The 25,525-nt window shown below is 58.4% G+C and carries 19 protein-coding genes; 9 read left to right on the forward strand and 10 right to left on the reverse strand.

From position 1 onward, the window contains the following. Positions 1-254: 254 nt before the first annotated feature. Positions 255-1,562 (reverse strand): ethanolamine permease, encoded by a 1,308-nt coding sequence (gene eat, locus ACYSMN_RS03950; protein ID WP_488922545.1) that lies wholly within the window; start codon positions 1,560-1,562, stop codon positions 255-257. Positions 1,563-1,870: 308 nt separating this feature from the next. On the opposite strand from eat, the gene ACYSMN_RS03955 reads away from it, so the two are divergent. Then, positions 1,871-2,995, forward strand: a complete 1,125-nt coding sequence (locus ACYSMN_RS03955; protein ID WP_488922546.1) for a cellulase family glycosylhydrolase — start codon at positions 1,871-1,873, stop codon at positions 2,993-2,995. Positions 2,996-4,096: 1,101 nt separating this feature from the next. Here ACYSMN_RS03955 and ACYSMN_RS03960 read toward each other — a convergent pair. Both ACYSMN_RS03960 and galK read right to left on the reverse strand, forming a co-directional pair. After that, positions 4,097-5,173 carry a UDP-glucose--hexose-1-phosphate uridylyltransferase gene (locus tag ACYSMN_RS03960; RefSeq protein ID WP_488922547.1) on the reverse strand — a complete coding sequence of 359 codons (1,077 nt, stop codon included), beginning with the start codon at positions 5,171-5,173 and terminating at the stop codon, positions 4,097-4,099. A 29-nt stretch (positions 5,174-5,202) separates the two neighbouring features. Beyond that, positions 5,203-6,369 carry a galactokinase gene (gene galK, locus ACYSMN_RS03965; protein ID WP_488922548.1) on the reverse strand — a complete coding sequence of 389 codons (1,167 nt, stop codon included), beginning with the start codon at positions 6,367-6,369 and terminating at the stop codon, positions 5,203-5,205. A gap of 855 nt (positions 6,370-7,224) precedes the next feature. On the opposite strand from galK, the gene ACYSMN_RS03970 reads away from it, so the two are divergent. The 8 genes from ACYSMN_RS03970 (at position 7,225) to ACYSMN_RS04005 (ending at position 20,682) form a co-directional block, all read left to right on the forward strand. Next, positions 7,225-10,347, forward strand: coding sequence for a SusC/RagA family TonB-linked outer membrane protein (locus ACYSMN_RS03970; RefSeq protein ID WP_488922549.1), 3,123 nt, complete (start codon positions 7,225-7,227; stop codon positions 10,345-10,347). 36 nt (positions 10,348-10,383) lie between these two features. Then, a complete protein-coding gene (locus ACYSMN_RS03975; protein ID WP_488922550.1) occupies positions 10,384-11,955 on the forward strand; it encodes a RagB/SusD family nutrient uptake outer membrane protein in 1,572 nt (523 codons plus the stop codon). A gap of 128 nt (positions 11,956-12,083) precedes the next feature. Further along, positions 12,084-13,247 (forward strand): glycoside hydrolase family 43 protein, encoded by a 1,164-nt coding sequence (locus ACYSMN_RS03980; protein ID WP_488922551.1) that lies wholly within the window; start codon positions 12,084-12,086, stop codon positions 13,245-13,247. 42 nt (positions 13,248-13,289) lie between these two features. Further along, complete coding sequence (locus ACYSMN_RS03985; RefSeq protein WP_488922552.1) at positions 13,290-14,333, forward strand: glycoside hydrolase family 43 protein; 1,044 nt, start codon at positions 13,290-13,292, stop codon at positions 14,331-14,333. Between the two features lie 90 nt (positions 14,334-14,423). Continuing rightward, the gene (locus tag ACYSMN_RS03990) at positions 14,424-16,064 is read left to right on the forward strand and encodes a family 43 glycosylhydrolase (RefSeq protein ID WP_488922553.1); all 1,641 of its coding nucleotides are present in this window, start codon (positions 14,424-14,426) and stop codon (positions 16,062-16,064) included. Positions 16,065-16,371: 307 nt separating this feature from the next. Continuing rightward, positions 16,372-17,571 carry an aldose epimerase family protein gene (locus tag ACYSMN_RS03995; protein WP_488922554.1) on the forward strand — a complete coding sequence of 400 codons (1,200 nt, stop codon included), beginning with the start codon at positions 16,372-16,374 and terminating at the stop codon, positions 17,569-17,571. A gap of 119 nt (positions 17,572-17,690) precedes the next feature. Next, complete coding sequence (locus tag ACYSMN_RS04000; RefSeq protein WP_488922555.1) at positions 17,691-19,400, forward strand: sodium:solute symporter family transporter; 1,710 nt, start codon at positions 17,691-17,693, stop codon at positions 19,398-19,400. A 283-nt stretch (positions 19,401-19,683) separates the two neighbouring features. Next, positions 19,684-20,682, forward strand: a complete 999-nt coding sequence (locus ACYSMN_RS04005; RefSeq protein WP_488922556.1) for a LacI family DNA-binding transcriptional regulator — start codon at positions 19,684-19,686, stop codon at positions 20,680-20,682. A gap of 46 nt (positions 20,683-20,728) precedes the next feature. Here ACYSMN_RS04005 and ACYSMN_RS04010 read toward each other — a convergent pair whose 3' ends face one another. The 7 genes from ACYSMN_RS04010 to ACYSMN_RS04040 form a co-directional block, all read right to left on the reverse strand. Then, positions 20,729-21,586 (reverse strand): SDR family oxidoreductase, encoded by an 858-nt coding sequence (locus ACYSMN_RS04010; RefSeq protein ID WP_488922557.1) that lies wholly within the window; start codon positions 21,584-21,586, stop codon positions 20,729-20,731. A gap of 77 nt (positions 21,587-21,663) precedes the next feature. Beyond that, positions 21,664-22,476 (reverse strand): DUF6597 domain-containing transcriptional factor, encoded by an 813-nt coding sequence (locus tag ACYSMN_RS04015; protein WP_488922558.1) that lies wholly within the window; start codon positions 22,474-22,476, stop codon positions 21,664-21,666. A gap of 161 nt (positions 22,477-22,637) precedes the next feature. After that, on the reverse strand, positions 22,638-22,940 hold the full coding sequence (locus ACYSMN_RS04020) for a hypothetical protein (protein ID WP_488922559.1): 303 nt from the start codon (positions 22,938-22,940) through the stop codon (positions 22,638-22,640). 33 nt (positions 22,941-22,973) lie between these two features. Continuing rightward, complete coding sequence (locus ACYSMN_RS04025) at positions 22,974-23,102, reverse strand: hypothetical protein (RefSeq protein ID WP_488922560.1); 129 nt, start codon at positions 23,100-23,102, stop codon at positions 22,974-22,976. A gap of 79 nt (positions 23,103-23,181) precedes the next feature. Further along, a complete protein-coding gene (locus tag ACYSMN_RS04030) occupies positions 23,182-23,820 on the reverse strand; it encodes an NUDIX hydrolase (RefSeq protein WP_488922561.1) in 639 nt (212 codons plus the stop codon). 88 nt (positions 23,821-23,908) lie between these two features. Then, the gene (locus tag ACYSMN_RS04035) at positions 23,909-24,325 is read right to left on the reverse strand and encodes a nuclear transport factor 2 family protein (RefSeq protein WP_488922562.1); all 417 of its coding nucleotides are present in this window, start codon (positions 24,323-24,325) and stop codon (positions 23,909-23,911) included. Positions 24,326-24,491: 166 nt separating this feature from the next. Then, the gene (locus ACYSMN_RS04040; protein ID WP_488922563.1) at positions 24,492-25,367 is read right to left on the reverse strand and encodes an alpha/beta hydrolase family protein; all 876 of its coding nucleotides are present in this window, start codon (positions 25,365-25,367) and stop codon (positions 24,492-24,494) included. Positions 25,368-25,525: the final 158 nt, after the last annotated feature.

Genomic DNA, 25,525 nt, shown 5'->3' on the forward strand with positions numbered 1-25,525 from the left:
GAACAATGAACAATGAACAATGAACAATGAACAATGAACAATGAACAATGAACAACTTCCTAAAGGCCTAGCCCGACAACTGTTCATTGCTCATTGCCGTTGTTTCCGGTCTGCTCGCTTTTTCGGCGAGCTGACGGTGTTCCGACTGCTAGTTCGCCTCAATTCTTCATTCTTAATTCCTCATTGAACAATTGGCGCGTTCTTCGACCGGTCAGCCCGCCGAAAAAGCGGACAGACCGGGACGTTCTCAATTCCTAATTCTTCATTGTCCCTTGCTCCTTACCAAGCAGCATGTATACGGCCAGCGCGCCGCCTAGGCCCGCGAAGAACAGGACGCTTAGCCACCAGTTGTAATACACAACAGCGCCGAGGCAAAGAGCTGTCAGGCCCAGGGCTAGCAGGGGAAAGTAAGGGTAGAGCGGCGCCGTGAAAGGTCGTTCCAGGTGCGGCTCTTTCTTGCGGAGCGCGAACAGGCTGAGCAGGCTCATGCCGTACATCACGATGGCGCCTAGTACCGAGAGACTGATAACCTGCGCGGTAGTGCCGGTGAGTAGGGCCGCGCCGCCCACCACGCCCCCGGCCACCAGAGCCCAGTGCGGCGTCTGGAACCGGGAGTTCACTCGGGCCAGGAAGCCGGGTAAGTAGCCGCTGCGGGCCAGGGCGTACACTTGCCGAGAATAGCCGATGATGGTGCCGTGAAAGGACGCTACCAACCCAAACAGACCAATGCTGGCGAAGAGCTGCGTCCACTTACTGTGGCGGCCCAGCACCACGCCCAGAGCTTCGGGCAGCGGGTAGTCGATGGTGCTCAGGCGCCGCCAGTCGGTGATGCCGCCCGTAAGAATCATCACCCCTAAGGCCAGCAGAACGAGCGTGCCGAGCCCGTAGAGGTAGCCTTTAGGAATGGTGCGTTTGGGGTCTTGTACTTCTTCCGCCACCATCGCCACGCCTTCGATGGCCAAATAAAACCAAATGGCAAACGGCAGGGCCGCGAAAATACCCGCCGCACGAAGAGGCACGGGATGGGCCAGAAAGTTAGCGGCCTTGAAGTGCGGCGCCACCAAACCCATGTACAGCAGCAACTCCGCCACGGCCAGCAGCGTCACGAGCAGCGAAAACCGCGCGGACTCGCGGATGCCGAGCAGATTGATGCCGATGAAAAGCACGTAGCAGCCTAAGGCCGTGCCAAGCACCGGCACCGCCGGATTGAGAAAGTGCCCGTAGCTGCCCAGCGCCAGCGCAATGGCGGGTGGGGCAAACAAAAATTCCACCAGCGTGGCGTAGCCGGCCACCAAGCCACCCAACGGCCCAAAAGCCCGATAAGAATATGCGAAGGGCCCGCCCGCGTGCGGAATGGCGGCCGTAAGCTCGGTGAAGCTGAAAATAAAGGTGACGTAGAGCACCGTAACCAGCAAGGTGGCTACCAGAAAACCCACCGGCCCGGCTACGTCCCAGCCATAGTTCCACCCAAAGTACTCGCCGGAGATAACCAGCCCCACGGCCAGTGCCCACAGGTGCAGGGGCTGCAATACTTTCTTGAGCGCGGGGGCGTCCTTGGTCATGGGCAGCAGTAGAGGGTTGGCACTGTCTAATGTATCACATAAACGCGGAAGCCTAGCACCGCTCGGTTCCGGGTGGCACTTCCTTCCCCGCGCACGAAGCCGCATGATGCGGCGGTTCTATGAACCCTATCGGTGCGTCACATTCGCAAACGTTTGCACTAGTCACAGGTAAATTTTAGCTTGCGGCAACTCAACCGCCCACTGCTCATCCGTTGTACCGGGTCGGCGGCACGCATAGCGAAGTCGATGCTAATCCTACATCCGCGACAGTTGGCGGTAGTACACGCTCCAAATCCCACCCTTTACCTATGAAAAAACTGCTGCTTCTTTTACTGCTGCTCCAGCTGTCCATCGACGGCACATTGGCCCAAGGCCGCAAAGCCAAACCGAGCAAAACCGCGTCGGGTACGGTCTGGTCGGTGGAGAAAGCCAACGACTGGTACCGCAAGCACGCCTGGATGTCGGGCGCCAACTTCATTCCGAGCACCGCCATCAATCAGCTGGAAATGTGGCAGGCTGCCACCTTCGATCCGCAGACCATCGACCGGGAGCTGGGCTGGGCCGAAAGCATCGGTTTCAACACTATGCGGGTGTTTCTGCACCACCTCGCCTGGGAGCAGGACCCGCAGGGCTTCAAGCAGCGCATGGACGAGTACCTGCGCATCGCCGACCGGCACCACATCCAGACCATGTTCGTGTTTTTCGATGACTGCTGGAACAAGGAAGCCAAGATTGGGCCGCAGCCGGCTCCTAAAACCGGCGTCCACAACTCCGGCTGGCTGCAAGACCCCGGCGAGCCCGTTTCTCGTGACTCGACCAAGTTTATGGGCCTGGAGAAATACGTGACCGACGTGCTGACGCACTTCAAGCACGACAAGCGGGTGCTGCTGTGGGACTTGTACAACGAGCCCGGCAATTCCAACAAGAAAGAGTCCTCACTGCCGCTGCTGCGCAACGTGTTCCGGTGGGCGCGGGCCGTCAACCCCGACCAGCCGCTGAGCGTGGGCTTGTGGGCCTGGGATTTTCAGTACCTCAACGCCTTCCAGGCCGCCCATTCCGACATTATCACCTATCACAACTACGAAGACATTGTCACGCACCAGCGGATGATAGACCTGCTGCGCCTCACGGGCCGGCCGCTCATCTGCACTGAGTACATGGCCCGCATCCGCAACAGCCGCTTCGCCACCATCATGCCGCTGCTGAAGAAGGAAAACGTCGGGGCCATCAATTGGGGCCTCGTTGATGGCAAAACCAACACGAAATACGCCTGGGATACCCCGTTAGCCGATGGTAGCGAGCCGGTGGAGTGGTTCCATGAGGTGTTTCGCAAAGACGGCACGCCCTACCGGCAAGATGAGACGGAGCTGATTAAGCGGTTGAACAGTACGCCGGTTGTGCCTAAGCCGCTTCTGAAAAGTGTAGGACTTTAGGAAAACTGCGTTGCATCTGAATTGATGGCAAAAAGCAGCGATAATGTGTCAGTAAGGGTTGACCAACATATGGGTGACGGAGGACAGGTCGCAAATAAATACAGTGAATGAAAACAGGCTGCCGCAAACCTCTGCGACAGCCTGTTTTCTAAGCACGTCAAAACACAATGCGTATCGTCACGGTGTCAAGTGGACTAGGAGAAACGAAATAATTGGAAGCCACCTCTCTGCCTTCAGCGTTTACACTACATAATAAAGCAGATCTAAATCCTGAACCTATAGGCCTGATTAAGACCGTGTCCCTAGGGTAATACAGTACGTCACCTGGCCCTGTATAGCCGTGTATGCTAATAACAGCTCTACTTCGGGGCGGCTCATCCACGAATTGTAGACGGAGCCAAGCCGGGGCTAGCACAGGGATGCTTAAATCTCTATTTTTGCGTCCCGCAACCAAGCTTGGAGCTGAAGCCCAGTTTGTGAAGTACCCAGGGGGAGCAGTGGCTAATACTATATAACCATTCTTGTCTTTGGCGTCGAAGTAAAATGAAAATTTTCCTTCCTCATCTGATGGATAGGCATCCCCCTCAGGTACATAGCCGCCCCCTGGCTTTATATGATATACCTGTATAGAGGCATTACCTACCGGCTCACGGCTATGACTTTGTATTACCTGCCCTTGCACTAACGTTGGGCCTTCCGTTGGCCCTTTGCTACACGCGTTTATAACGCTTGCAAAAAGCAATAGCAAGAGTAGTCGATGGACTAGTACCATTGTAGTTGTAAGATTTGCGACGGCATTAAGAATAAAGCTTGTATAACGGCTACGCCAGCTTAGGAACAAGTTACAGTTTTTCTTAAACAACTCATATTTATTTTGAAAATTTTTGATGCGTAGTGGCACTCCATGAATCTATTGCCATAGTAGACGACACATACTAGTCTAAGCCCTTGAACTATGGTGCGCTTCCTCTCTGCTCAAATCAGTGAACCTAATCGAGTGAGAATGGCTGGACAGTCAGGGCAGAACGAGCTACTAGCCAGAAGCAATCCGCGCCGCTTGCGGCATTTCTCGAGGAGAAGAACTAACTATAACGTCTAGCTTTAAAGCTTACTTTCGGTGAAATTCAACTCCTCCGTTTGCTTGTAATGCACGTCGGGCAGGCTGCGGAGTCTTTCGGCGGCGAATTCGGGGGTTATGTCGCGCTGAGGGTTGCCGAGCATCTCGTAGCCGACCATGAACTTGCGGACCGTAGCCGAGCGCAGCAGCGGCGGGAAAAAGTGCATGTGCAGGTGCCAACTGGCGTGCTCCTGGCCATCGGTGGGGCGCTGGTGCAGGCCAGCGGAGTAGGGAAACGAAATCTGAAATAGATTGTCGTAGCGGATGGTGATCTGGCGCAGGGCCTCAGCAAAAGCGTCCTTCTCGGCATCCGTCAGCTGCTCAATGGACGTGACGTGCCGGCGCGGCAGCAGCAGCGTCTCGAAAGGCCACACCGCCCAAAACGGCACCAGCACCACGAAATGCTCGTTGGCAAACACGATGCGCGTTTGTTCGCGCAGCTCAATGGCGAGGTAGTCGGTGAGTAGGCTGCGGCCGTTTTCCGCGAAGTAGGCCGCCTGCCGCTCGGTTTCCTTGGCCGGATCGGCGGGCACGGTGCGCTGGGCCCAGATCTGGCCGTGGGGGTGGGGGTTGCTGCACCCCATCATGAAGCCCTTGTTTTCGAAGATCTGGACGTAGTTGATGTCGGGCCGCTGGCCGAGCGTCTGGTACTCGTCCACCCAGACGTCCACCACGCTCCGAATAGCGGGCAGCTCCATTTCGGGCAGGGTCAGGTCGTGGCGCGGGGAGAAGCAGATGACGCGGGCGATGCCGGATTCGGCCTCGGCCCGCAGCAAGCCGCCCACTTCCACGGAACCCACCGGCACGTCGGCTTGCAGCGCAGCAAAGTCGTTGTCGAAGACGAAGGTGCTGGCGTAGGGCGGATTCTGGGCGCCGTTGGCGCGGGTGTTGCCGGGGCAGAGGTAGCAAGTGGGGTCGTAGGCGGGGCGCACGTCGGGCTCCGCCTTTTCCTGCTGGCCCTGCCAGGGCCGCTTGGAGCGGTGTGGCGACACGAGCACCCATTCGCCCATCAGGGGGTTGTAGCGCCGGTGCGAATGCTCGGCAGTATCGAAAGCAGCCATGAACGATAACGATTCGGGAGTGGAGTAAATCAGCGCGCCAGATCCGGGTGCAACACCTCTACGCCGCCCACAATGGTAGCGCGGTAGGTTTCCAGTGGCCGGCCCAGGCGCTGTTGGTAGTGTGCGGTGGCATGATCAATAAACTCGTCAACGGCATCGGCGGCCACCAGGTTTATCGTGCAGCCGCCGAAGCCGCCGCCCATCATGCGGGCCCCAAACACTGCCGGCGCTGCTTGGGCTATTTCTACCAGCACGTCCAACTCGGGGCAGCTCACCTCGTAGTCGTCGCGCAGACCAGCGTGCGAGGCGTACATTTCCTGCCCGAAAGCCGCCAGGTTGCCGTCCAGCAAGTGCTGGCAAGCGGCTTCTACCCGCAGGTTTTCTTCCACCACGTAGCGGCAGCGGCGGTACACGGTTTCGCCCAGCTCGGCGCGGTGGCGCCAGAGCTGCTCGGTAGTGGCGTCGCGCAGGCTGTGCACGGTGGGGTAGTGGCCCCGCAGCACGGCTACGCCGCTGGCGCATTCGGCGCGGCGGGTGTTGTATTCGGAGCTGGCCAAGGAGTGCTTCACGCCGGAGTTGCAGAGCACTAGGTGGCAGGCCGAGCTATCGAAGGGAAAGTAGTCGTAGGCGAGGGAGCGGCAATCGAGGCGCACAACGTGGCCGGCCCGCCCAAACAAGCTCGCAAACTGGTCCATAATGCCGCACTGCACGCCGGCGTACTCGTGCTCGGCGCCTTGCGCCAGCCGGGCCAGTTCCATCCGTTTCAAACCGACTCCCAGCAGCTCGTTGAGGGCCAGCGCCAGCCCGCACTCTACCGCCGCCGACGACGACAAACCCGCCCCCATTGGCACGGTACCCCCAAACACGCAGTCGAAGCCCGGCACCGTAATCCCGCGCCGCTGAAACTGCGCTGCTACGCCGAGCAGGTAGTTGGCCCATTCGAGGGGGCCGGGCTGCATATTTTCCAGAGGAGCAGTGTAGGTGTCGCCCTTATCGTAAGAAACCAGCTGGGCCGCAGTGCCGCCATTTAAACCTACAGCAAAATAAATAGCCTTATCGATGGCGGCGGGCAGCACGAACCCCTCATTATAGTCGGTGTGCTCGCCAATCAGGTTCACTCGGCCCGGTGCCCGCACCAGCAGCGGCTCATACCCGAAACGACGCTGAAAATCCTCGGCAATGGACTGCGCTAACATAGTGGCGTGGGGTTGTGGTGGGTGGAGGGAAGACAGAAAATGGCGTGTCGAAGGTGATAATTGTTTGAAAGAAAGACAAACGTTTGCAAATCAAGAAGCAGAATAACGTGCTAGTAGTATCCGTCTAATTTGCGCAAAACGAATTTTTAAAGCGGCACCAGAACTACTGAGCAGAAGGTCAATGAACGAGCATATGAGGGCGAAGCTGAGCAGATAATAGATTTGACAATCTGTTGATAGATATGATTTTGTCGAAATATAATTCAGCATTAGATGCTTCGATCGGAAATTTGAGCAGTATTATTATTGCCAGCTACTTCAAAACGAGATATTTTTCTTCGACTTCAACTTTTCATCATTTGTCTGAAATAAAAATGCAAACGTTTTTTCCGTCGAATTTATTCAGCTTATTATCTGACGAAGTTATAGTAACTAGCTGATTTACAGGTTTATATGTTGTAAAATACTGGTTGTAAGATGAGGTAGTAAGATTTCGTCACGTTCCATATAAGTGCCATATACCTTGACATTATTTTAATTTCCTGTTATCCTTACGCAGAACAACTGTTTGTTAGTGCTTACTCACCTAGGTTTTCTTCAATAAATCTAGAACTGGATACTCGCTGCCGAGTAGGTGCAAAGCTCAGCAGTGCTTTCCCAAGCAAAATAAGGCCGCTTTTACCGCAGCTTAGTTTATATGGACTGAAAAACACCCCGCAAGCAATACAATTTGCCTCAAAATGCAAACGTTTGCGGTATTCCCAAGCTCTTTCCATTTCATCCCCAACCCAAATTCCCATGAAAAACCAGGTACCAAAACGTAGGCGCCTTGCTTTACCGGCACTGCTATGCTGCTTGCCTGCGGCGGTCAGCGCCAGCCCTCTTTCCACTACCATTGCAACAGCTACCCTGCACGAAACGGTAGCGCAGCCCGAAGTACCAGTTTCAGGCCGAGTGCTTGACGAGAATGGGCAAGGCATGCCCGGCGTTACGGTGCTCGAAAAAGGCACCAGTAACGGCGTCACCACCAGCGCCGATGGCCGCTTCACGCTAAACGTAGCCAGCAGCAGCGCGACGCTGGTTTTCTCGTTTGTGGGCTACACTACTCGTGAGGTAGCCGTAGGCAACCAAACCACCATAGATGTCAGTTTGGCGCCCGATGCCAAGGCACTGAACGAAGTAGTGGTAGTGGGTTATCTAACGCAAGAGCGTCAAAATGTAACCGGCTCGGTGGCCTCGGTAAGCTCGCAGGATGTGCGCCGGGCACCGGTAGCCTCGGTGGGCGAAGCCATTCAGGGCCGTGTACCGGGCGTGACGGTGACCAACTCCGGCCAGCCGGGGCAGGCACCTAATATTAACATCCGGGGCCTAGGCACCATTGCCAGCGGCAGCGGCCCACTCTACGTCATCGACGGGCTGTGGGTGCAGAACCAGAACGGCCAGCGCGACTTCAACCCGGCCGACGTAGAATCGGTACAGGTGCTCAAGGACGCGGCATCACTGGCTCCTTACGGCGCTTCAGGCGCCAATGGGGTTATCATCATCACCACCAAGAAAGGTCGTTCGGGCCCGCCTCAAATCAGCTTCAACGCCAACGGTGGCGTTCAAAACATCATCAAGCGCTTAGATCTAGCCAACGCGCAGCAATGGGCCGCCATCAACAACCAGGCATACGACAACACCGGGCAGATGCGCCAGCCGTACGCAGCCAACCTGCCGGGCATCGACACCGACTGGCAAGACGAGTTTTTCAAACAGGGCTCAGTGCAAGATTATAACCTGGGCTTCTCGGGTGGTGGCGAAAACTCCACCTACAATGTAACAGGCGGCTACTTCCGTCAAAGTGGTACTGTAGTAGGTCCTAAATTCGACCGGTACAGCTTTCGGGTAAACACAAGCTTTAATCGGGGGCGGCTGCGTGTTGGCGAAAACGCGCTGCTCACACGCTCCAATCAGACCCGCCTCAATTACGGACCACTCACGGGTTCTCCCTTCGTCAATATCCCGCAGCTCTTGCCCGTGACGCCGGTGCGCGACCCTAACACGCCCGGCGGCTACGGCATTGGTAACAACAACGCCAGGACCTTCGCTACCAACCCCATCGCGCTGCAAGACCTACGCAATGATACGGGCATTTCGAACCGGGTGCAGGGCAATGTGTACGCCGAGGTATCCATATTTGACTTCTTACGCTACCGCCTCAACCTGGCCACAGAGTACAACAGCTTCCGCGACCAGCAGCGGCGTCAATTTGGCGTATGGCGCCTCAACGACCCGGTAACGCCGTCTTCCTTTGGCGAAAGCCAAGGCAATGAGCTATTTGGCATGGTGGAAAACACGCTGACCTTCGACCAAAGCTTTGGACAGCACAATCTAACGGCGGTGGCCGGACATAGTCAGCAGCGCTTCGAGCGAGATTTCACGCGGGGCGTGAATTTTGAATATGGTCAGGGGCCCATTTACTATTGGGCTTTGGATGCAGGCAGCCAGACGCCGCAAGTGCTTGGTTCCTCGTATGTCTGGGCCAAGCAGTCATTTTTTGGACAGGTTACCTACGACTACGACCAGCGCTACCTCGTAACAGCTGCGTTCCGCCGCGATGGCTCCTCGCGTTTTGAGCCTGACAATCGCTGGGGAAATTTTGGGGCGGCCTCGTTAGGCTGGCGTATTTCCAAGGAGCAATTCTTCGAGAACGTAGGCGCTATCTCTGACTTGAAGTTACGTGCTTCCTATGGCCGGTTGGGCAATGACCAACTAGGCGGCCTCTACGGTGGTGCGTACCAGACACAGGGTCTCATCAATACCAATGTCAACTATGGTCTGGGTGGGGGAACCGCTCAAAACGGAGCGATTAATACCAATTTTGCCAGCACGGGCATCCGGTGGGAAGACCGACGCACCACCAATGTGGGCTTCGACGCAGGCTTCCTGGCTGATAAGCTGACGCTCTCGGCCGACTACTACGTGTCGCAGACCTTTAACGCGCTCATCAACCCGAATCTACCTGTAGCTTATGGAAATGCTGGCCCTAACCCGTACCGTAACTTGGGCAAGCTCGAAAACAAGGGATTTGAATTTGTACTTGGCTACAACGAAACGAGCAAACCATTCCGCTATGGTGCCACGGCTAACCTGACCACCATCGAAAACAAAGTGTTGGATCTAGGTACGTCAGCGGGAAGCGCAGAAGGTTCTTCCGGCAACTTCTTTAATGGCGGTCCACAGGACATTACCCGCACGGAGGTTGGCTACGAAGTCGGTTCGTTTTATCTCTACCAGTTTGATGGCATTTACCAAACCGGTGAGAACATTCCGGCCGGACTACAGCCCGGGGACGTACGCTACAAGGACCTCAACGGCGACGGAGCCATAACAGAAAGAGACCGGGCTCACGTGGGTCGGGTATTCCCTAAATTCCAGTATGGCTTCAACCTGAGCTTGGGCTACGGCGGTTTCGATCTGACGGCTTTCCTACAAGGAGTGCAGGGCAACGACGTATTTAACGAGACGAAGTTTTGGTATACACAGACCAGCAACAACAGCAACTACCTGGCCGATTTGAGCCCCTGGACTCCCTCCAATCCGTCTACCACGACGCCTCGCGCCTTACTCTCCGGTGGTAACGCTGGCAACACGCCCGGCTACAACGACCGGTTCACCACTACCCGTTGGTTGGAAGACGGCTCCTACATGCGCCTGAAAAACTTACAGCTTGGCTTCACGGTGCCCAAGCCAGTGCTGGAGCGCGCTAAATACGTGACCTCTTTACGCATTTACGCCACTGCCCAGAACCTGTTCACGATAACCGACTACAGCGGCTACGATCCGGAAACGGTGGGCAGCAGCGTTGGTTATGACGCCAACACGGCTACCAGCGGCTCTTTTAACACGCTGGCCAACAATTTGGCCCGAGGTGTCGACAATGGCGCTTACCCCAACCTGCGCTCGTTTACGCTCGGCATTCAAGCCGGCTTCTAAGGAGCTTTTCTCACTGATTTTAGTCCCCCGACTCCTATGAAATTCTCTTTTTTAACTCGGCTCGGCTTGGTCGGAACGTTGTTGCTAGGCGCTACTGCCTGCGAGAAAGATCTGCTTGATCAATCCAACCCTAATCAGCCCGTCATTACAACATTTTGGAAAAGCAGCGACGATGCGGTGCGCGCCTCCACGGCCTGCTACGCTGGCTTGCAAGGTTTAGGTATGTACCGGCGCTGGATCCACTTCGCTACCGACCTCCGCGACGATACCGGCTTTAGCCAAAGCCCCTGGGGCGAACTGGCTGATTTTACCCGTTTCCTGCACACAAATTACAACTTCGAGGTTTCGAACGACCTCTGGCGCGACCATTATCGTACCATCTACCGCTGCAACCAGGTGTTAGCCAACGTGCCTGGTATTCAAATGGACGCCACGCTGCAAAAGCGGGTGCTGGCTGAGGCCCGCTTTCTGCGGGCACTTAGCTACTTTAACCTAGTTTCGCTCTATGGTAATGTGCCCTTTACTCTGGCTCCTCCAACCGATCTGACGACAGCCTATCCGCAGGCGACGGAAGCACAGATATGGGAACAGGTAATTACCGATTTGCAAGCTGCCCAGCCTGATTTGCCGGCCGCCTACACCGGCAACGACGTAGGACGGGCTACTAAGGGCGCGGCCACTACGCTGCTCGGCAGAGCTTACATGCAAAACCGGCGCTGGGCCGATGCGCAGGCGCAATTCGCGCAGGTTATCAGTTCGGGTACTTACAGCCTAACGCCAGTCTACACCGACAACTTCCGGCACACGACGGAAAACAATTCGGAGTCGATATTTGAAGTGCAGTTTTCGGACGAGAGGAGAGGCGGCAATGATTCGGGCGGCGGGCCGGATGCTACCTCCTCGCAGGGCGGGCAACGCTCGCAGTTCTGGGGAGTGCCGGGTTATGGATTCAACGACGGGGAGGTAAGGCCCTGGGTGGTGCGTGAGTTTCTGCAAGAACCCACGGCAAGCGGAGCGCGTGATCCGCGCTTAGCGGCTACGGTGTTTTATAACCGCCGCGACCAAACCCAGTTTCCTACGGCCCTGCCATCTGATGCCGATACCTTGGTATACGGAGTGGGCTTCTTGACGCGCTACGGCGCCGACACGCGCAACCGAGCCCGCGTGTACTGGCGCAAGTACCAGACCGACTACTACCGGACCTTGGAAGACTTCGACTCGCCCATCAACCACCGGGTGATGCGTTACGCCGACGTGCTGCTGATGCAAGCCGAGGCGTTGAACGAGCAAGGCAACACGTCGGGAGCCATTCCTTTGATCAACCAGGTGCGGGAGCGCGCCGGCCTAGCACCGTTGAGGGCGACTGACTTCACGCAGGCTACGTTGCGCATGCAACTCATGCACGAGCGGGTGACCGAACTAACGGGTGAAGGTGTGCGCTGGTTCGACCTGCAACGCTGGGGACTGCTCAACAACCAAGCGGATATTGATCGGCTGAAGGCCCGCGACCCTGATTTCAACAACTTCCGGGCTGACCGTTCGCGCTTTTTGCCGCTGCTACAAGCCGACGTGGACCTGTTCGGCCTAACCCAGAATACGGGGTACTAGGCGAGTGAGCAGCCGCTGATCAAACGCAAACAGCCGCCTGGTCCTGGGGCCGGGTGGCTGTTTGTTTGCAACTCACGCCGTGCCGCTGACTGACCTTTTTAAAATTGTCGTTTCTTTCCTGAAATCCTATGGACGATGCATTGTCTCGCGTTACCGGATTGTTGGTTGGGCTGCTGATAGGGGGGGTAGGTCCGGCTACTGCTCAGCAAAAGCCGGCTCCGGCCCCCGCGTACACCAACCCCGTGCTTGACGCCGATTTTGCCGACCCCACGCTTATTCGGGCCCGTGACGGGTACTATTACGCCTACGCCACTCAGACCCGCCGCCAGGGCAAGCTCCTGAACTTGCAAGTGGCCCGCTCCGCCGACCTCGTGCACTGGACCCATCTCGGCGACGCCCTGCCCGTGAAGCCCGTCTGGGCCGATACCACTCAGCAGTTCTGGGCGCCCCACGTGAGCGAGGCCAACGGCACGTATTACCTGTACTTCTCGGCCAAACCCAATAACTCGCCGCCTAGTCGCCCGGGCGTAGACGAGCAGGGCCTGTGCCTGGCCGTGGCTACGGCCAGCTCCCCGGCAGGCCCGTTTAAGCCGGCCGCCGAGCCGCTGGCCTGCGGGCCGGGCTTCGTCAACATCGACCCCATGCAGTACGACGACCCGGCCACGGGCAAGAAGCTGCTGTACTGGGGCTCGGGCTTTGAGCCGCTGAAAGTGCGGGAACTCACCCCGGACCGGCTCCGCTTCGCGCCCGGCAGCCAGGCCGTTGCGCTGGTGCAGCCCGACAAAACGGACAGCCCCGACAACTACCAGCGGCTGGTGGAAGGCAGCTGGGTGACACTGCGCAACGGCTGGTATTACCTGTTCTACTCCGGCGACAACTGCTGCGGCGACAAGGCCCACTACGCCGTGATGGTGGCCCGCTCGCGCAGTGCTACCGGCCCCTTCCAGACCCTGGCCCAGGCTACCGGCCGGCCCAACAGCACCATCCTGACGCGCAATGAGCGGTGGCTGGCGCCGGGCCACAACTCGGTGGTAACCGATGCGGCCGGCCAGGATTGGCTGGCCTACCACGCCATTAGCTTGGCGCACCCCACTAGCTCCGGCACCCTCGCCTCGGCCGACTATTCGCGGCGCGTGATGCTGCTGGACCGGCTGGAGTATGTAGACGGTTGGCCCCGCGTGGTGCCCAACGCCGGTACGCCCTCCGTAAAGACTGTGGCGGGGCCGGCCAGTGGCGCGGGCCGGCCGCCGCGCCCTAAACCGACGAAGGCCACCCAGGCCAGTTCCCGTTGATTTCCACCCCCTTCCTTTGCTATGAGACCTGCTCCCGTTCGTATGTTGCTCCCCTTACTACTGCTGGTTTTGCTGGGGTGCAAATCAGACAAGGCGGCGCCGTCGGCCCCACCCGTCACCCCGCCCACCGAAACCACCACCTTTCGCAACCCGCTGCTGGCTTCCGGGCCCGACCCGTGGGTGGTGGAGAAGGATGGTTTCTACTATTACATGGCTACTACGGGCGGCAACCTGACCCTGCGCAAAACGGCTAAGATGTCGGAGCTGGGCTCGGCTGTGAGCAAGGTGATTTGGACACCGCCGGCCAGTGGCGTTAACTCGCGCGATATCTGGGCGCCCGAGCTACATTTTCTGGATGGCAAGTGGTACGTGTACTTCACGGCGGGGCCGGGTCCTTGCTGCACCGGGCAGCGCCTGTGGGTGCTCGAAAACGCCGCCGCTGATCCTACCACCGGCACCTGGACGGAGAAAGGCCAGATTGCGGTGCCAGGCCAGGATTTGTGGGCCATCGACGCTACAATTTTGGAGCAGAACGGCGGGCGCTACCTACTGTGGTCGGGCCACGCCACTGCTACTACCGAGGAACAGCGGCTCTACATTGCCCGCATGAGCAATCCTTGGACGCTCACTGGGGCCCGCGCCGAACTATCGCGCCCGCAGTACGGCTGGGAGACGGTAGGGCCGGTGCCCGTGAACGAAGGGCCGCAAGTATTGCAGCACAACGGTAAAACTTTCCTGGTGTATTCGGCCAGTCACTGTACCACTGATGCCTATGCCCTCGGAATGCTAAGCGCCAGCAGCACCGCCGATCCTATGGACCCGGCCGCCTGGACGAAATCGACCACGCCGGTTTTCACTTCCAATTCCGCTGGTGGCGCCTTCGGGCCGGGACACAACAGTTTCTTCAAGTCCAAAAACGGGCAGCAGGACTGGATACTGTACCACGCCAACTCTGGGCCCAACCAAGGCTGCGGCGATGTACGCAATCCGCGTATGCAGCCGTTTACGTGGAACGCCAACGGCACCCCTAACTTTGGTACCCCCGCCGCAATCGGCGTGGAGCTGCCGGAACCGGGTGGCGAGTAGTACCACCGGCAACGCGCATGAAACCTTTCCAACAACCTCAAAAACAACTCCAACTAGGCTGGTCCACCCGCTGGCCATAGTTCTCTCTGCATGGTAATACCCTCTCGTACCAACCTGCTGTGCGGCCTCGCTCTAGGCCTGCTTGCCGCCTGCCAACGGCCCGCACCGGCCACCGTGCGCACGCCTACTGTCACGGGCGAAACCAAGGCCGAAGTGAAGGCAGAAATCAAAGCGGAAGCCGAGATGCCCGCCATTTCCATCGTGAACCCGGTGCTGCCCGGCGACTTCGCCGACCCGTCCATCACTAAAGTGGGCGACACATACTGGGCCACGGCCACTTCCTCGAACTGGGGCCCAGCGTTTCCGCTCTTGAAGTCGACCAACCTGACGGAGTGGGAACTGGCCGGCCACATATTTCCGAACGAGCTGCCCGCCTGGGCCGATTACTACTTCTGGGCCCCCGAAATCAGCCAGGAAAACGGTAAAATCTACGTCTACTACACCGCCCACAAGAAAGGCGGCTCGCTGTGCGTGGGTGTGGCCAGCGCCGACCGTCCCGAAGGCCCGTACCGCGACCACGGCCCGCTGGTAGGGCAGGAGGCTGGCTCCATCGACGGCTTCCCGATGCGCGACGAGAACGGCGAGATGTATTTGATCTGGAAGGAGGACGGTAACAGCCGCAACCTGCCCACGCCCATCTGGGCCCAACGCCTCAACGACGAGCGTACGGCGCTGATAGGCGAGAAAAAAGAACTGTTCCGCAACACCGTGGCCTGGGAAGGCAACCTCGTGGAAGGCGTGAGCATAATCAAGCGCGGCGACTATTTCTACTCCTTCTACGCCGGCAACGGCTGCTGCGGCCACAACTGCACCTACGGTATCGGGGTAGCGCGCGCCAAAAATCTGCTGGGCCCCTGGGAGAAGTACGAAAAGAACCCCATACTCACCAAAAATGAAAAGTGGGCCTGCCCCGGCCACGGCACTATCTTCAACCGCGGCGACCGGTGGTACATGCTGCACCACGCCTACGACAGCAAAAGCTTCGAGTTTGTGGGCCGGCAGGGCGTCATCAGCCAATTTTCCTGGACGGCCGACGGCTGGCCGAAGTTCCTGCCCGAAGAAAGCGTGCCCGTGACGCCCACGCCCTCGGTGGACCGCCGCAACGTAGCCGACGAATTTACGAGTGCCGCGCTGGGCATCAATTGGCAGTGGCCCGTTGAGCAGAAGCCGCAGTTCCGGGTGCAAGGTGGCCAACTGCAACTCAGCGCCCGCCCCGACCATGCTGGCGCGGCCCTGGGCGTGCAAACCACCACCGCCCGCTACACGGCTACCACCACGCTGCTGCGCCCCGCCGGCCTGCCCGCCGGCACCGAAGCCGGCCTTGCCGCCCACGGCGACCCCGACAATACGCTGGCCTTGGTGGCGGGCGGCGGCAAGCTGCGCCTACGGCAAATAAAGGCGGGTAAGTCTCAGATAGTGAGCGAAATGGCTTTGCCTGCCGCTGCCAAGGAGTTGGCTCTGCGCGTGCAGGTGGAAGGCGGCAACCAGTACCGTTTTAGCTGGAGTTCCGATGCGGGCCAGACCTGGAAAAACTTGCCCGCCGCTGGTGCTGCGGCCATTGATGGCACTTACCTGCCACCCTGGGACCGGGGCGTGCGAGTGGGCGTCCTAGCCAAAGGGCCGGCCTCCGCTACGGCACTGTTTGAGCGGTTTGGGCTCGATAATCAATAAGGGCACAGGAGCCCGCGCGGGCGACCTGAGCGGTCCGCGCTGGCACTCTCTCCGCATTGCTTGTCTGTTGCTACCAGTTGGTCAGGCCCGTTTCAACGTTCTGCACCAGCTTACATTTCGCCCGTGGCAGATGGCCCCGCGGCGTTCCAGCCTCCGCCCGCCCGGCGAGTATCGCCTCAGAAAAGCTAGCTTGTCGGTAGATTGACGGCCCACCTGCGCATGGGCTCATACCTATCTGACGTTTGAGGGGCCTCTTCGCCTCATCTGCTCTAACTTCTAAGGTCTCACATCTCACTTCTACTTGTATATGATGTCTTCTTTTCCTGTAAACCGGCTGACTGGCGGCGTGGCGGGCCTGCTGCTGCTGGCGGCCTGCTCCCAAAACAAACCGGCCGGTGAGCAAACGGCGGCCGCCGGCGCTTCGGATACCACTCAAACCGCTACGACTTCCACCGCTATGCCCACTTCCGCTTCTTTCGGCAAAACCACCGACGGCACTGAAGCTCAGCTTTACACCCTCACCAACGCCAACGGCCTGCAAGTGCGCATCACCAACTACGGCGGCACCGTGACCAGCATCCTGGCACCCGATAAAACGGGTAAGCTAGGCGATGTAGTACTGGGTTTTGATAACGTGGGAGGCTACCAGAGCCCGGAATACCTGAAGTCGGGGCCGTATTTCGGGGCCTTGATTGGGCGCTTCGGCAACCGGATTGCCAAGGGCAAATTCACGCTCGATGGTAAAACCTACACGCTGGCCACCAACAACGGACCCAACCACTTGCACGGCGGCAAGAAAGGCTTCGATAAAATGCTGTGGCAGGCCGAGCCCGGAGTATCGGTCGATGGCCAAACCCTGCGGCTCACCTACACGAGCAAAGATGGCGAAGAAGGCTACCCCGGCAACCTGACCGTGACGGTGGTGTACACGCTCACCGGCGAAGATGCCCTGCGCATCGATTACACTGCCACCACTGATAAAGCCACGCCCCTTAACCTCACCAATCACAGCTACTTCAACCTCAACCACGGGCCAGCTAAAAATGCCCTCGGCCACGAACTGACTATCAAAGCCGACCGCTACACAGTGGTTGATAACACGCTCATTCCCACCGGCGAGCTGAAATCGGTGGCGGGCACGCCGTTTGACTTCCGTACGGCGCACGCCATTGGTGAGCGAATTGCGCAGGTGCCCGGCGGCTACGACCATAACTGGGCCCTGAACGGCGAAGGCATGCGCTCCGCCGTGTCGGTGTATGAGCCTACTTCGGGCCGCACCATGGAAGTACTCACCGACCAGCCCGGCGTGCAATTCTATGCGGGTGGCTTTCTTGATGGTACGCTCAAGGGCAAAGGCGGCACTACGTACGCTAAAAACTACGGTTTCTGCCTCGAGACCCAGCACTTCCCCGATTCGCCCAACCAAGCTAGCTTCCCGAGCACCGTGCTTAAGCCCGGCGAAACCTTCCGTTCGACCACGCTTTACAAGTTTGGAGTTAGAAAATAGTGCCATTTGGAGCTAGTAGGCCAGTTCCTTTCTTGAATAAGGAGGGGAACTAGCCTGCTAACTCCTAGCTTCCAACTCCTATCTCCTAGCTCCTCATTCACCCCGCCCAACTCGTACTCATGCGCAACCAACTCGCTCTGGTCGACCTGATTGTTTTTCTGCTTTACATCGTGGGGGTTTCGCTCTACGGCTACTACATCTACCGGCGCAAACACAAGGCTCAGACCGACTCCAAAGATTTTTTTCTGGCCGAAGGCTCCCTGACGTGGTGGGCCATTGGAGCCAGTATGATTGCCTCCAATATCTCAGCGGAGCAGTTTATTGGGGCTTCCGGAGCTGGTTTCACGCAGGGGGTTGCGGTGGCCGCCTACGAGTGGGTGGCCGCCCTCATTCTGATTTTCGTGGCCGTGTTTTTCATGCCGATTTATCTGCGGCAGAAAATCTACACCATGCCGCAATTTCTGGAGCAGCGCTACAACTCCACGCTGAGCCTAATTATGAGCATCTTTTGGCTCTTTCTTTACGTGCTCGTCAACCTGACCGTGATTCTCTACCTCGGGGCCCTGGCCATCAACAACCTGGTAGGCAGCACGGGCGGGGGTACTTTCCATCTCATTCTGCTCGGGCTGGCCGTATTCGCGGTTATCATCACGCTGGGCGGCATGAAAGTGGTGGGCTACACCGACGTGGTGCAGGTGACGGTGCTGCTGCTCGGCGGCCTGGCTACGAGCTATCTGGCCCTAGTGCTGGTAAGCCAGAAATTCGGCCTCGGCAACAACGTGCTGGCTGGTTTTCAAACCCTGATGAGTGCCGCCGATGACCATTTCCACATGATATTCAACAAGCCTGAACCCGATTCGTCGCAGGCCTATGTGAATAAATACCTGGCGCTGCCGGGCCTGGCCATGTACGCGGGCGGACAGTGGGTGGCCAACCTCAACTACTGGGGCTGCAACCAGTACATCACGCAGCGCGCCCTCGGCGCCGACCTGCCCACGGCCCGCACGGGTATCCTGTTCGCGGCGTTTCTGAAGCTGATTATGCCCGTAGTGGTGGTACTGCCCGGCATTGCGGCCTACGTGCTGCACCAGCAAGGCTCGTTGCAAGCGGAAATGAGTGCTGGCGGCAGCCTCAACCCCGACAACGCCTACTCGGCCATTCTTACCTTCCTGCCCAACGGTCTGAAAGGACTGTCGTTGGCGGCCCTCACGGCGGCTATTGTGGCTTCGCTGGCGGGCAAAGCGAATTCCATTTCCACCATTTTCACCCTCGACATCTACAAGCGCTACCTCAACAAGGAAGCCGACGAGAAGAAGCTGGTGTGGGTAGGCCGGGTGACTATTCTGGTGGCTATGCTGCTGGCCGTGGGCTTCACCTGGGAAGACCTGCTCGGGGTGGGCGGCGAAGGCGGGTTCACCTTCGTGCAGAAGTACACCGGCTACATCTCGCCCGGTATTGTGGCCGTGTTCCTGCTCGGGATGTTCTGGAAACGCACCACCGCCACCGCCGCTATTGTGGGCATTCTGGCCGGTTTTGGCTTCTCGCTCTTATTCAACGACTTCGCGCCGCGCTTGTTTGGGCCCGAAACGCTACTGTACTCGGCCTTTCGCAATTCCAACGGCGTGTACGAAGTGCCGTTCCTAGTGAGCATGGGCTGGTCATTCTTCCTGACTGGGCTGCTCATGGTGCTCATCAGCCTGGCCGGGCCGCGCATCAACCCCAAGTCGCTGGACCTCGATACGGCCATGTTCCGGGTAACGCCCCGCCAAACGGCCCTCATCGTGGTGATTCTGCTGCTGATTACGGCGCTTTACGTGAAGTTTTGGTAGTACTCGCGCAGACTACTCCGGCTTTGTGGTATGGTCTGAGTCATGAAGCCGGAGTAGCTGGTGGGCTAGGGGAGAAGCGACGTATAACAGCGTGAAGTGAAGTTGGAAGAAGATCCTGCTGCGCCCTGGAAAGGCGGGGCGCGAGTGAGTATTAGGGCTTTGACTAAAGGATAGGAAGTTGGCTATCCAGGGTAATATCCTTAGGTTTACCGACGAGTTTACGTCTGCCTGTTTCACCTTTTTCGCTTTTTCATTGGCACGCACTCGGGCTTCTATTACCGATTTGGCTAAGGCGCTTAACGTGTCCGTCTCCACCGTTTCGCGCGCGCTCAGCAACCATACCAGCATCAGCGAAGCCACTAGAAAACGGGTGTGGCAACTGGCGCAAGACCTGAACTACCAACCCAATCACTTGGCGGCGGGCCTGCGCAAAGGCCGTAGCAACCTGCTTGGCGTGATGGTACCCCACATCGACGGGCACTTCTTCTCGTCGGTGCTGCACGGCATCGAAAAGGTGGCCCGCAAAGCTGGTTTCAACGTGATGATGTGCCAGTCGAACGAGGACGTGGCCAGTGAACGTAACAATATCGACACGCTCATCAATGCCCAGGTGGAAGGTATTCTGGTGTCGTTAGCGCGCACCACGCACGATTCCCACCATTTCGAGAAGGTGCACAAGCGCGGCATTCCGCTGGTGTTCTTCGACCGAATGCTGGAGGGCTTGCACGGCAGCGCCGTCGTGCTCGACGACCACCAAGGCGCCTACCAAGTGGTGCGCCACCTCATCGAGCAGGGCAACCGCCGCATTGCGCACTTCGCCGGCCCGCAGCACCTCAACATCTATAAGCACCGGCAGCAAGGCTACCTCGACGCCCTGCGCACCTACGGCCTGCCTATTGACGAGGACCTGATTTTCACCTGCGACATGACTCTGGAGGAAGGAGCGGAGGGCATGAACCAGATGCTGCGTCTGTCTAACCCGCCCGATGCCGTGTTCTCGTCCAGCGACTTTTCCATCGTTGGGGCTTTGCAGGTGCTCAAGGAGCGCCGCATTCGGGTGCCGCAGGACATTGCCCTGGCCGGCTTCAGCAACGAAACCTTCACCTCCCTCACTGAGCCGCGCCTCACCTCGGTCGACCAGCGCTGCGAGCAAATGGGGCAGTCGGCGGTGCGGCTGTTTCTGGATATGGTGAATGATACCACGGGCCGGTTTTCGCCCCGCCGCATCGTGCTCCAACCCGACGTGCTGATTCGGGAATCTTCCATGCGGATACCGGAGTAGAGCCGAAACCCAGCGAGTGTAGCCATAGTCGTCGGCTTCGCGCTGTTTACTGGGTGGTTACGCGAGTGAGCTGCTCGCTGAGCTGCCACAACTGCTCGGAAAGAACCGCATCGTGCGACAGCGCCGACGATTCTATGGGCTGCTGACGGTCGAAGTACTTGCCGGTTACGGCCGCTACTTCCGGGGCCGTAGCCAGGTAGATGGCGGTTTCCGCGCCTTTCTCGGCGCTTTGAGCCATCAGGGCCGACACCAGGCGCAAAAACAGGCTCGTTAGTCCACCACTATGCTGGCCCAGGCCGGTTTTAGTGAAACCTGGTTTCACGGCATTTACCGTGATGCTGGTGCCATGCAGGCGGCGGGCCAGTTCGTACGTGAACAGCAAGTTAGCCAGCTTGGAGCGGTGGTAGGCCTGAATCATGGAGTAGGAGCGGGCGCTTTGCCAGTCCGTAACCTCGCTGGCCTTAGCCGCTTGGTGCGTGGCCGATGAGATGTTGATGACGCGGGCCGCCGGGCTGGCCCGCAGCCGGTCGAGCAGCAAGTGCGTCAGCAAAAAATAGCTTAGATGGTTGAGGGCAAAGGTTTTTTCGATGCCATCCACGGTTGTTTCGCGCTTGCTGAAAACGGCACCAGCGTTGTTTACCAGCACATCGAGGCGCGGGTGACGGGCGCTGAACTCCGCGGCCAGGCGGCGAATAGCAGCTTGCGAGGACAGGTCGGCGAGCAGCAGTTCCACTTGCTGGTTGCCGGTTGCCTGCTGAATACGTGCCACCGCCGCTTGGCCCCGTTCGGCGTTGCGGCCCACGAGGACCGTAATAGCTCCTGCACGCGCCAGCGCCTCGGCCGTAACTTCGCCCATACCACCCGTGGCCCCCGTAATCAGGCAAATTTTCCCTTGTAGTTGCATAGTAGCTTGTTCGTTGGTTTCAACCAGACAAACCTACCGGGCTTCACAAACGGAAAATTGTAGAAATGGGAACTGCGCTACTGGTAAAATAACTCCCCGAAAGTATTGGTCTGCCGCGTGTAGGCGGCGGGAGTATGGCCGGCGAAGTGTCGAAACTCCTTGATGAAATGAGCTTGGTCGTGGTAGCACTCGTAGAAATCCACGTTATTCTGCCGGCCCGCCAAGGCCCGGTAAAAACGCTGAAAACGTAGAATACGGGCTAATGTCTTGGGCCCTACACCAACTTGCTCCGCAAAACGCTGGGCTAAGTAGCGGCGGGAAAAGCCAGTCTTACGGGCCAGCTCTTCAATGCGGATCTGGCCCGCGGACCGCTGCAACTCGGCTGTGACGTAGGGTACGAGCCAATGAGGGTTAGAGGACAAAGAAAGCGTCAGGCGAGCTAGAAGGAAGTTTTCGATAAGCGTAATACGAGCCGCTATGTTCGGGGCTTCGGCCAGCCCTTGTTGCAGCCGATGGCCAGCAGCACCGAGCAGGTCGGAGCCCGGCAGCACCCGGCCCGTCAGCTCGTGCATGGGTACCGGGAAGAAATGGTGCGCGGCTCCTGGCTTGAAATCAACTCCTAACAACCCAACCGCGCCCGTCGCGTGCAGGGTTACCGGCCGTTCCAGCACTCCAACGGCAGAGAGCGTGGCTTCGGGAAGAACGCGGGCTGATTCGCCGGAGAGTAGGATGGTGAGACTGCCTTGGAATGGCAGCAGCAGCTTGCCTTTGCCATTTGGCACGCCCAGGTTCAGCTCATCAGGCGGGACGCCGTGAGGTTCTTCAAACGCCCAAATTGCGTCCAGGTAGCCCGCTAGTGTCGGAGCCGGAGTGAAGCGTTGCAGGCGCATACGAGCAGGGGGCGTAATAGAAACTATTCGAAGTCTGACGGTCTGAGAAGGCTATGCAAGTTCAAGCGCAAAGCGTTGACAAATGGGAGGTTGGGCGAAATCCCGCATTGCTCCAGGTGGGTTCGCCTTGCCCGGTCGGTGGATAGCGGCAGGTAGAGCTGCTATATCACCGGCGTCGTCGCCCGCGGCAAGTCCTGGCACTTAGCCAAGTCGTTGCGTGTGACAGTGGGTGCGCGGGAGCCGGCAAGTCGAAAAGCCGGGTGTAGTCCGTGACGGTAGAGTACGCGGAAGGCTTTGGCAGGTTGTTGCATGGGAAGTGAGAAGCGGGTAAGAATACTTGTCGAGCCCTCGGAAGCCACGTCGGGAGTGTCGGAAGGCATGTCGGGAGCCTCGGAAGATAGGTCAGCCGTGTGGGAAACGGGGGCGGGAATGTCGGAAGGCAAATCGGCCGTGTCGGAAGCCATGTCGGCAGCGTCGGAAGCTATGTCGGGGGTGTCTCAAGAGAAGTCCTGGATGTCCGAAACCGAGTCGTGACCGTCCGAAGCCAGGTCGTGAGCGTCCAAAGCCGAGTCGGGACTGTCCGAAGCCAGGTCGGGACTGTCCGAAGCCAGGTCGGGACTGTCCAAAGTGAGGTCGGCAACGTGGGCCGTGCCGGAAGCGGCGGACTTCTCACCCAATCACCTAATCACCGAGGCACTAGAGGTCTTAATCGCAAAGGGTCGGCAAATCGGGGTGTAAGGCAAAGTCCAGTAGCTGCTCCAGTTGGGTTTGCGTTACCCGGTCGGTGGATAGCGGCAGGTGGGGCAGCTCCGTCCGGTGCACCCAGCGTACTCCCGCGGTTTCCGTCGTGTCGGTTTGCAACGTGCCGCCAACCACCTCGCACAAAACGAAGGTTTTGTACACGTACCAGGGCTGGGGTGGGTGCGGGTGCCGTTTTTTATCAAATAAGGCCAGCAAGCGTACCGCTTGGGTTTCCAAGCCAGTTTCTTCCCGCACTTCCTTCACTGCCACCTCAAAAGGAGTATAGCCCACGTCGGCCCAGCCGCCCGGCAACGACCAGCGGAGGCCATCGACTTTTTCTTGCACCAGCAGAATCTCATCGGTGCCCCGAAAAAGCACGGCTCGTATGTCCACTTTTGGGGTGGGGTAGCCGATTTCGGCCGCGAATAAGGCGCTCAGTTGGCCTACTGGTTCGCCCGTCAGGTTGGCTAGCATTTGCATACTCAGCTCATGCACTTCCCGGTAACGCTCCGCATCAAACTCATTCGGGTTGTAGGCCAGGCCCGCTTGCGCCAAAGCTTGCAGGCGTTGCGCGATGCTGAGCCAGTCAGTAGGAGGGTTCATAGCACTGAGAGCTAGATTGAAAGCAGAAAATACAACAACCAAAGCTACAATTCGCCACTCCCGGGCCGCTGACTGCTGTAACTCTACATCAGGCCAGCACGGCCGGGTTGCCTTCCAGAGCCTGGACGTGAATGGTTAGGCTCGTCACGTTGCCTTCCTGCAACCGGTACGCATACCAGCCGAAAACAAAGAAGCTTTCGGCCTGGCCGGGAGTCCCCTTGTAATGCCGGACCGAGTAGTAGGCAATGAACTCAGTAGGATCAGTCGGATTGGCCAGAATCTGCGAAATAGCGGTATGCACCCGCAATTCAGGCTTACCCAGCAGGCCCCGCAAAAAGTCCTGCAACTCCTGGTTCGACATCTTGGCCTTCGGGGCGCCTACCTGACTGTAATCAACCTCAATTTCTGCCGCAAACCGACTGGTAGCGTGTTGCCAGTTGTTGGTGTCCATGCCGTAGGTGTAGGCATAAATGGCGTCCGTAGCTTGCTGAAGCGAATTGTTCATGGCGTTTGGTTTAGGTCCGGCGTACTAACAGTAAATGCCCTGTTTTGTAAGGTCGACGGTTGAGTTGCTTGCTCTATTGGGAGCCCGCATCCTATACACTCTAAACTTCTCGCAGTGCATTGGCTGCTAGCAGGATGCGACTAACGCTGTCCTGCTAGCCGCGGACTTATAGATGACGCGTCAGAAAGGTCAGGACTTCCGCGTGTAGCTCCTCGTGAAAACGCTCCCGGTCGAAGCCGGGCGGGTCCTGAGAAGGTGGAAACGCTGGGCTGATTCTGGCCTCGGGAAAAGGACTTAGGAAAGAGAAATGCCCCGCGTTTTCCACCACCCGGTGTTCAATCTTGCCCTTATCCGGCACCCCGTTCAGCACGATTTGCCCATGCTCGCGCGAGGTCAGAGCGTCTTTCTCCGCTTCGAGCAGTAAAATGGGCACCGTGACGTTGCGGAGAGCTTCCGGTGCCCAAAACCACGGCGTGGCCGGTGCCAGTAGCACCAAGGCTTTCACTCTCGTGTCCGTCACGCTAGGAATATGCTGCGCTTGCCTGTTCGCCGATTTGCTCGGAATAGAAGTAGCAACACCACCGGCCAGCGCTAGAGCCGTGTAGCCGCCCATGGAATGGCCGATGAGGGCCACTGTGTCGGGCTTGAGGGAAGCTGCGAAGCTGGGGTGCCCAAACAAGTAGTTGAGGGCCAACTGCAAATGACGCGGCCGGGCCGTCAGGTTCTGGGCGGTATCGGCCCAGGTGTTGTTGTCGCGGTTGTTGAAAGGATGTTCCGGCAGCCCAACCACAAACCCGTGGCGGGCCAGGTAGTGAGCCAACGTCCGGTACACCAACCCCGACCCGCCGCTGCCGTGCGAAATAAGCACCACCGGAAACAAGCCTTCTCGGAGCGGCGCGTCCGGGGCTACATCCAAGGTATAGAGCCCCACGCTGGTGGCTGCAGCGGGCGTGCGGGTTGGGTACAGAACCACCATTGGGAAGGTCAAATCCAGCTCGCTGTCGACCACCTCAACCCGGCAATAGCCCGCAAATTCCTGCATATACGTGTGCTTTAGAGGCCCGCAAGTATGTCAATCAGCTGGTTTTGCCCAGCGATGCGCAACGAATTACGCTGGTCCGGCTGGCTGATTTCAGGCGCAGGTGCACGGCTTCACGGACCTGGATGGCTCCCGCCCGGACTGCTGGCGCTACTTGCGCG

The organism is Hymenobacter sp. M1-2, from assembly GCF_057808495.1.